The organism is Nitrospirae bacterium CG2_30_53_67, from assembly GCA_001873285.1.
In the GTDB taxonomy this organism is placed as follows: domain Bacteria; phylum CG2-30-53-67; class CG2-30-53-67; order CG2-30-53-67; family CG2-30-53-67; genus CG2-30-53-67.
The window spans coordinates 1-8,530 of the sequence record MNYV01000085.1 but is presented as its reverse complement, the minus strand read 5'-3'; the positions used below and the strand labels follow the sequence as shown (position 1 = coordinate 8,530).

Here is an 8,530-nt window from a genome sequence, read left to right as displayed (position 1 = left end):
GGGAGGCCTTCGGAGGCGAAGACCTGGACGAGATCCTGAAATACCTTGAAGAAGAGCAGGTCCTCCACCGGGCCGGAGAGCGGTATCACTGGAACAGGGACGCCTATCCCGCCAATGCCGTGAGCCTCCGGAATATCCCGGAGGAGAACTTCGTGGTCACGGACCGGACCGATCCCGCGAAGCCCGTGACCATTGCCGAGGTCGACTTCACATCCGCCCCGGTCACCCTCCATGAAGGGGCCATTTATCTCCTGGAGTCCAGGCCGTACATCGTGGAAAAACTCGACTTCGCAAACCGGCAGGCCTTCGTGAAGAAGGCCGACGTGGACTACTACACCGATGCCATGACCTACACGAGGGTGCAGGCGCTTGAGGTCTTCGAATCAGAGGACGGCCGCCATTGCAGCAGGGCCCACGGCGAGGTCCATGTGGCGCGCAAGGTGGTCGGATACAAGAAGATCCGTTTCTTCACCTCGGAAAATCTGGGGTACGGGGAGGTGAACCTCCCGGACCTGGACCTGCACACCACGGCCTACTGGTGCACAATCCCTTCGGACGCTCTCCTTGGGCTCCCTTACGAACGCGGGACCCTCATGGACGGGATCCTCGGGATCGCCCATGCCCTGCATCACATCGCCGTGCTCCACCTGATGTGTGATGTCCGGGACCTGGACCGGGCCGTGGGTGACCGGCATGGGAAATGGTCGGTCCAGGGAGGTAAAGGGATTGTGCCCGTGGATGAATCGGCCGGCATGGAGGACCCCGGCGCCTTTGACCCCACCCTCTTCCTGTATGATGCCTTTCCCGGTGGGGTCGGGTTTGCGTCCAAGCTCTATGATCTCCATGATACGCTTTTAAAGGAGACCGAGTCCCTGATCATGAACTGTTCTTGCAGGGAAGGGTGTCCCTCCTGTGTGGGGCCGGTGAATGAAGTGGGGGCCATGGCCAAAGAAACAGCACTCTCAATCCTGAGGTTGATCCGGACATGAGCGAAATCAGACAAAGATTGGACCGGCTCAAATCAGCGGCCCCATCGGTCAGGCGGGATCCAAAGGAAGATCTCATCTCCGAGCTTCGTTCACGGATCGGCCGGGTTATGCAGAAGCCCGTCCTGGAGCGGAGGAGGAGAGAGGGCCCTTACCAGGGCCCTGCAATCGAGGAGATCGTCCCCGGGGATCTCCATGCCGTGGAATCTTCGGAAATCTTCGTGGCGCGCCATGGACATGAAGCAGGATATCTGCATGGAAACATACAATTGGAAGATATCTATCATGTATCGCTTGATATATTCGGGGAGCTCTTAACCCACCCGGATCTCTATGGCATGCATCCGGATGAGACGGTCTTCATGGATACCGAAACCACGGGCCTTTCCGGGGGGACCGGGACCTATGCCTTTCTGGTCGGAATCGGTTTCTTTGACCAGGGAGAGTTTGTGGTGGAACAGTTTCTGATGCGGGACCAGTCCGAGGAGAGGGAGATGCTCACGCTGCTCCGGGAGCGGCTCAGGAGGTTCCGGTACCTGGTCAGTTTTAACGGAAAGTCTTTTGACCTCCCTCTTCTTGAGGCCCGCTTCATCCTTTCGAGGCTCCAACCCGACGTCCTGGCCCTGCCGCACCTCGATCTCCTCTATCCGGCCAGGAGAATATGGAAAAGGAGCCTCGATAGCTGCCGGCTTTCCAATCTGGAGCGTGAGCTTTTAGGCCTTGAACGCGTGGATGACGTCGCAGGAGAGATGATCCCCGGAATCTATTTCCAGTATCTTCAGGGCAAGGATCCCACCCGGCTAAAACGGGTCTTTTACCATAACCGATTGGACATCCTGACCCTGGTCGCCCTGACGATTCTAATTCAACGGAGGATCAGCGATCATACCACGTCGTGCCGCATGGACGGGATGGAACAGTATTCCTTGGGGAGGATCCATCTGGAGGGGGGAAGGTTCGATGAGGCCGCGGCATGCTTTGTCTCCGCCCTGGAGTCCTGCGCCTATTCGGAAAGAGAATGGGAAATCCTGAAATTCCTCTCACTGACCTACAAGAGAAGCGGAAGGGACGCTCTTGCGGTCAAGGCCTGGCGGGATATGGTCGCAATCGACCCGGTCCGGGAGACCTTTCCCCTGATCGAACTCGCCAAGCATTATGAACACAACGGGAAGGATTACGACCGGGCGGCGGAGTACGCCTCCAGGGCCTTCAGTGTATTTTCGCTCAGCCCCGAAGAGATCGGGGAGATCGAATACAGGCTCCGGCGGCTGCAAAAAAAGAAGGGAATGTCATGAGTGAGGAATCTGCTGCATACGGTCGAGGATATCGGGATGAAGAAGAGAAGATGCGCCGGCTGAGAAAGATGGTTGACAAAGCGGCACGGATTCTTACGGAAGACCCCCTTTCCGAACGGGAGGCCTTGGAGTTTATCGAAGAAACCCGAAGGAATGTTCTCATTTTGTTTCCGGACAAGAACGAGGAGTTTGAGCTGATCTACCGGCCCCGTTTCAAGCGGCTGCTGGAAGAGAATGCGGGTGTGCAGTGCGACCGGGCCCTGAGGGAGGATTCCAATCACTGGAAGGGGGAGGAGGATGTTCAATCTTGAGATTCCCGGTTTCGGTACGGTCTCGGCCGAATATCTGGTTGATATCTTGACATGAGATCCTGCCGCTGATAAGTTAAAAAAGGATGGTCTTGAAAAAGTGAATGTGATAAAGACAAAACCAGGTCTTGTCACCAAAGAGATTGAAGTCGTTCTATGAGTAAAACCTTCTCAGGAAATGAATAAGAGTGATCCATGGCCCTTGAAAATCAGAAGCCCAATTTCATGTTTGTTTATTTCTCGGAGCTTCAGGGCGCGAGAGTCTTTGATAAGGACAATCAACCTCAGGGGGTTCTGCATGATATCATCATCGAGCCGCTGGGGAAGTACGCAAGGTCCAAGACCCTGATTGTCGAGGCCGGGGGATTCCATAAATCCTGGGCTTCGGTGGACTGGAGCGGGATCTCTGAGATAACCCAACACGTCATCCGGCTGAACCTCCCGGCTTCTGATCTGAAATTTTCTTCATCCATCAACAACCACAGCGATCTTTCCATCCGTCAGGACATTCTGGACCAGCAGGTGGTCGATACCAACAACCAGAATGTCATCCGTGTCAACGATATCCAGTTTCTTCAGGCCAAACAGGATCTGGTTGTGGCGCACGTGGACATCGGTTTGAGAGGGATTGTCCGGAGGCTGGGTTTGGAAAAATTCCTCGACCCGCTGGTCAGGATCTTCAATAAAAATTCGGAATACCTGAATAAGCCGAGTTTCATCACCTGGAAACATATCCAGCCCCTCTCCATCAACCCCGTGAGCAAGACGATCAAGGTTGACGTTTCCCAGAAGATGCTCAGGGAAATTCCGGCCGCGGACTTGAGCGAAATCATGCTGGATCTCGCCCCGCAGGACAGGCTCGCCTTGTTCAAGGTCCTGGATCTCCATACCAAGAGCCGGCTCTTCGCCGCCCTGGATTTCAAAGAGCAGAAGTCTCTTCTGGAGGATCTGTCCGAAAAGGAGGCGGTCGAGATATTGAATAACATACCCAAGGATGAAGCGGCGGATTTTCTGGGCGATCTGCCGGAGGGGACGGTGAACAAGATACTCGGCCTGATGGAATCCAAGAACGCCAAGATGCTCTCAAAGCTTCTCGGCTACTCCGAGGAGTCTGCCGGAGGCCTGATGACCACCGAATATATCGCCGTACCGGATACGGCGACCATTGAACAGGCGCTCAAGATCGTCAAGGAAAAAACGCTGAAGGCCGAAACCATCCATAATATTTTTATTGTGGATAAAGAGAACCATCTTGCAGGCTCCACCGTACTTCGCCGCCTGATCACCGCCGACCCTCCCGACGAAGTGATGAAGGCCGCTTTGAAAAAGACCGTCAAGATTCATGTCGAGGATGATGTGAAGCGGATTGCGCTTCTGATGGACAAATACAAGGTCAACGCCGTGCCTGTGGTGGATGCGTCCAATATTCTGATCGGCATTATCACCATGGATGACATCTTCAGCCGGCTGGTTGCGATTGCATGGCGAAGGGCCAAGAGGAAGATACAGCTTTAAAATATGCTGAACACCAGGACCAAATCCATACTGAAAAAGATCCGGATATTCATCTCAGTCATGGGGCCCGGCATCATCACGGCCAACGTGGACAATGATGCCGGCGGCATCGCCACCTATACCGTGGCCGGCGCGCATTTCGGCTACTCCCTGCTCTGGTCTTTCATCCCGATCATCTTTGTCCTGATCGTGGTACAGGAGATGGCGAGCCGCATGGCCGTGGTCACAGGCAAGGGGCTTGCGGACCTGATCCGGGAGGAAATGGGGGTCAAGGTCACTTTTTATGCCATGGTCGTCCTGATCGTGGCCAACATCGGCAACGTCATGGCGGAATTCGCGGGCATCGCAGCCAGCGCGGACCTCTTCGGGATCAGAAGGTCCGTGCTCATCATCCTCTGTGCCCTGTTCGTCTGGTGGCTGGTGGTCAAGGGGAATTATAAATCCGTGGAAAAGGTCTTCCTGGTGGCGTGCATCTTTTATCTCTCCTACATTATTTCAGGTTTTGTCACCAGGCCGGACTGGTCCGAGGTCGCCAGGCAGACGGTCCGGCCGCAATTGCACATGAACAAGGTCTACCTGGTCATGCTGATCGGCCTGATCGGGACCACGATCGCGCCCTGGATGCAGTTTTATCAGCAGGCATCGGTTGTGGAGAAGGGGATCAAGCTCAAGGAGTACGCCTATCACCGTCTCGATGTCATCATCGGCGCCTTTATCGTCAACATCGTGGCTTTTTTTATCATCGTGGTTTGTGCCGGCACCCTCTTCAAACACGGCATTATGGTGGAGACGGCCAAGGACGCGGCCCTGGCCTTAAAGCCCCTGGCAGGCGATTATTGTTATATGCTCTTTGCGTTCGGGCTTTTCAACGCCTCCCTGTTTGCCGCTTCCATCCTCCCCCTTTCCACGGCCTATTCGGTCTGCGAAGGCATGGGGTGGGAACTGGGGGTCAACAAGCATTTCCGGGAGGCGCCGCAGTTCTATTCCCTCTACACCGGCATTATCATCCTGGGGGCCGTCTTCATCCTGATCCCCAATATCTCCCTGGTGAAGATCATGTTTTTCTCCCAGGTGGCCAATGGCCTGCTCCTGCCGTTTGTCCTGATCCTGATGCTTCGCCTCGTGAACAACAAGCGTCTCATGGGGGAGTTCGTCAATTCCAGGGTCTATAATATGGCGGCATGGCTGACCGTGATCCTGATGATCGTCCTCTCTCTGGCCCTGCTGTTTTTCATGTGCGTCCCGGGTTAACGAGTTTGTCATATGTGAGCAGTTGCTCCGTCACCTGGGGCACTCCTATCCGTTTCCTGGCGCCTCCGGAAACCACGGTAACTGAACTGGTTCACTGGGGATCTGCCAAAATGAACAAATCAACACCATCTCATGAGACTAAATGTCTTGACTGGACGAGATTCGGATGATAGGATAACGCCGTTTTTTTGGAGGAGATATGCCGGAAGCCATTGAGATCGGCGTGATCGGCGGGAGCGGGCTTTACGAAATCCAGGGGATCGAAGGGCTCCGGGAGGCTGCCGTCAGCACTCCCTTCGGGGATCCATCGGATCTGTTCCACGTGGGAAAACTGAACGGCATCGGGGTCGCATTCCTGCCGCGGCATGGCAGGGGGCATCGCATCCTCCCCTCCGACATCAATTTTAGGGCCAATATCTATGCCATGAAAAAACTCGGGGTCCGGAGGATCATCTCAGTGAGCGCGGTGGGGAGCATGAAGGAAGAGATCGCACCGGGTGACATCGTGATCCCGGACCAGTTCTTCGATCATACAAAGAAGCGCGTCAGCACGTTCTTCGGCGATGGGATTGCGGGGCACGTGGCCATGGCCGATCCGGTATGCAGGGATCTCTGCGGCATTCTCATTCGGGCGGGGAAGCGGGCCGGCGCTAAGATCCATGAAGGGGGGACCTACCTCTGTATTGAAGGCCCTCAGTTCTCCACACGGGCTGAATCCAAAATTTTCCGGAGCTGGGGCGTGGATGTGATCGGAATGACCAATGTGACCGAGGCCAAGCTCGCCCGGGAGGCTGGGATCTGTTATGCGACCCTGGCCCTTTCAACGGATTATGACTGCTGGCACACGGAAGAGGAGGGCGTGAGCGCGGATGCCGTGCTTTCGATCCTGCGGAACAACGTGGCCAAGGCCAAGGAGATGATCCGGCTCTCTCTTTCCGGGGAGATTCTGCAGACGAGTTGCAGGTGCAGGGATGCCGTGAAGGGGGCCATCCTCACGGATCCGTCCCGTTTCCCCGAAGAGACACGGAGACGGCTTGAGTTTCTCTTATAGGATGCGTAAAGGATGAGTCTTCTTGTCGTAGGATCCATTGCCTTTGATTCGGTCAAAACCCCGTTCGGGAAAGTGGAAGAGGCGATAGGCGGATCGGCCGTCTATTTTTCTTTGTCCGCGGGTTTCTTCAATGACATCAATCTGGTGGCCGTGGTCGGAAAGGATTTTCCCGAACACGAGATCGCATTCCTCAACACCAGAAATGTGGATACGCAGGGTCTGCAAAGGGTTGATGGGAAAACCTTTCGATGGAAGGGGGAGTATTCCTTTGAACTCAACGAGGCCCATACCCTGGAGACCCACCTCAATGTCTTTGAAAACTTCACCCCTGAGATCCCGGATTCATACCGGGATGCCGAATACGTGTTTCTGGCCAATATCGATCCCGAACTTCAATGGTCCGTGCTGCAACAGGTGAAGAGTCCGGACTTTGTGGGTATGGACACCATGAACTTCTGGATAGGACGCAAACGGGAAGCCCTGATGGAAGTCCTGAAAAAAGTGAACATCCTGACCATCAACGACGGAGAAGCCAGGCAGTTGACTGAAGAGGCCAATCTGGTCAAAGCCGCCCGAAAAATTCTCTCATATGGGCCTAAGATACTCATCATCAAGCGGGGGGAATACGGCGCCCTGATGTTCAACGGCGCAAGCATCTTTTCGGCGCCGGCCTATCCGTTGGAGACGGTCTTCGATCCGACCGGCGCAGGAGACTCTTTTGCCGGAGGGTTCATGGGGTATCTGTCCAATGTACAGAACGTCAATGAAGAGACGCTCCGCCGGGCCATGATATTCGGCAGCGTCATGGCTTCATTTAATGTGGAGGATTTCAGTATCAACCGGCTGCGGAGTCTGAAGTATAAAGAGATCGAGCGGCGTTTCAGGATGTTCAAGGATCTGACCCATTTTGAGGATATCTGAATGGATAGGAAGAAAACGCTTTTTAGGATCCTGCTCTTTTCAGTCCTTATGCTCATGCCGTCCTGTGCCGGGCTCAACCAGAAGAAAGAGTCGCAGAAGAAATCGGCGAATGCCTATTATCAGCTCGGTGTACAGCACTTGGATGAAGGGGACTACCAGAATGCCCTGATTGAGTTCCGCAAGGCCGAATCTTTACAGGCTGATGATCCGAGGATACACGATGCCAAGGGAATCGTCTTTTATTATATGGAACGATTCGATGAGGCCGAAAAGGAATACAAGAAGGCCATCTCCCTGCAAAAGGATTACTCCAAATCCTATGTCAATCTCGGCAGCCTCTATGCCCGTCAGGAAAAGTATGCTGAGGCGATTGAACAATACCGAAAGGCCCTGGAGAATCCTTTTTATGAAACACCGGCCAAGGCCCTCCATAACATCGGGTTGTGTTACGAAAAGACCGGGAATATCAAGGAGGCCGAGTCGTCTCTCCTGGAAGCCGTGCATCAGGACCCTAACCTGATGCGAGCCTACCTTGACCTTGGGAGGCTCTACTATCAGAACAACCAGATTGAAAAAGCGGTTCAGATTTTAAGCAATGCGATTCAGAAGCATCCCAAGGTGGAAAATGACCCGGTCAATGACCTGAGCCTGGCCTATTTTCACTATTGGCTGGCCCTTTCCTATTTCAAGAATGGAGACGCGAATGAAGCATCGATTCATTTTCAAGCAGTCACACAGCTTGCTCCCAACAGTAAGTTGACGGAGGACGCTTCAACCTATCTGGATCTCTTGCAATAAGTCCCGGTGAAGAGTACGTGAAAACAGACGGGTTCAAGGGGTCAAGGATTCAAGGGGCCAAGGGGTCAAGGGGCCAAGGGGTCAAGGGGTCAAGGGGTCAAGGGGTCAAGGGGTCAAGGGGCCAGTATTTCACCCCCTTAGAGAGTTCGTCTCTCTAACGGGGTTCACTTGAATCCTTGACCCCTGGAATCCTCGGCCCCTTTTTACCCACTAAATGGCCGATGGCTCGTAGAGGAGAAGAACCGAATATCAATCACAGATCCGGTATCAAGGAATACAAAGCATGGAAATGACTTCTTTCGGCGAGTACCTGAAAAGAGAGCGGGAACTGAGAGAGATCTCGTTAAGAGAGATCTCTGATGAAACCAAGGTCAGCTACCGCTACCTTGAGGCCATAGAAGAAGA

7 protein-coding genes and 1 pseudogene are annotated in these 8,530 nt (G+C 54.1%); all 8 read left to right on the top strand.

Going from position 1 to position 8,530, the window contains the following annotated elements; all coding sequences use genetic code 11:
* The 8 genes and pseudogenes from AUK29_05345 (at position 1) to AUK29_05310 (ending at position 8,125) form a co-directional block, all read left to right on the top strand.
* Positions 1-989, top strand: a pseudogene (locus tag AUK29_05345) (helicase).
* Positions 986-2,281, top strand: a complete 1,296-nt coding sequence (locus AUK29_05340; protein OIP64148.1) for a hypothetical protein — start codon at positions 986-988, stop codon at positions 2,279-2,281. Before AUK29_05345 ends, AUK29_05340 begins: the two are co-directional and overlap by 4 nt.
* The gene (locus tag AUK29_05335) at positions 2,278-2,592 is read left to right on the top strand and encodes a hypothetical protein (protein OIP64147.1); all 315 of its coding nucleotides are present in this window, start codon (positions 2,278-2,280) and stop codon (positions 2,590-2,592) included. The genes AUK29_05340 and AUK29_05335 overlap by 4 nt, the downstream gene beginning before the upstream one ends.
* A 192-nt stretch (positions 2,593-2,784) precedes the next feature.
* Positions 2,785-4,104 (top strand): hypothetical protein, encoded by a 1,320-nt coding sequence (locus AUK29_05330; protein OIP64146.1) that lies wholly within the window; start codon positions 2,785-2,787, stop codon positions 4,102-4,104.
* Positions 4,105-4,107: 3 nt separating this feature from the next.
* A complete protein-coding gene (locus tag AUK29_05325; GenBank protein ID OIP64145.1) occupies positions 4,108-5,355 on the top strand; it encodes an Mn transporter in 1,248 nt (415 codons plus the stop codon).
* Between the two features lie 199 nt (positions 5,356-5,554).
* Positions 5,555-6,406, top strand: a complete 852-nt coding sequence (locus AUK29_05320) for a methylthioadenosine phosphorylase (protein ID OIP64144.1) — start codon at positions 5,555-5,557, stop codon at positions 6,404-6,406.
* Positions 6,407-6,418: 12 nt separating this feature from the next.
* A complete protein-coding gene (locus AUK29_05315; GenBank protein ID OIP64143.1) occupies positions 6,419-7,327 on the top strand; it encodes a sugar kinase in 909 nt (302 codons plus the stop codon).
* Positions 7,328-8,125: a hypothetical protein gene (locus tag AUK29_05310; GenBank protein OIP64142.1), complete on the top strand. Its 798-nt coding sequence runs from the start codon at positions 7,328-7,330 to the stop codon at positions 8,123-8,125. It abuts the gene before it with no gap.
* Positions 8,126-8,530: the final 405 nt, after the last annotated feature.

Bases quoted from the DNA above. Each gene is read 5' to 3' on its own strand.
- AUK29_05315 (OIP64143.1), top strand. From the start codon at position 6,419: ATGAGTCTTCTTGTCGTAGGATCCATTGCCTTTGATTCGGTCAAAACC.
- AUK29_05320 (OIP64144.1), top strand. From the start codon at position 5,555: ATGCCGGAAGCCATTGAGATCGGCGTGATCGGCGGGAGCGGGCTTTAC.
- AUK29_05335 (OIP64147.1), top strand. From the start codon at position 2,278: ATGAGTGAGGAATCTGCTGCATACGGTCGAGGATATCGGGATGAAGAA.
- AUK29_05325 (OIP64145.1), top strand. From the start codon at position 4,108: ATGCTGAACACCAGGACCAAATCCATACTGAAAAAGATCCGGATATTC.
- AUK29_05310 (OIP64142.1), top strand. From the start codon at position 7,328: ATGGATAGGAAGAAAACGCTTTTTAGGATCCTGCTCTTTTCAGTCCTT.
- AUK29_05330 (OIP64146.1), top strand. From the start codon at position 2,785: ATGGCCCTTGAAAATCAGAAGCCCAATTTCATGTTTGTTTATTTCTCG.
- AUK29_05340 (OIP64148.1), top strand. From the start codon at position 986: ATGAGCGAAATCAGACAAAGATTGGACCGGCTCAAATCAGCGGCCCCA.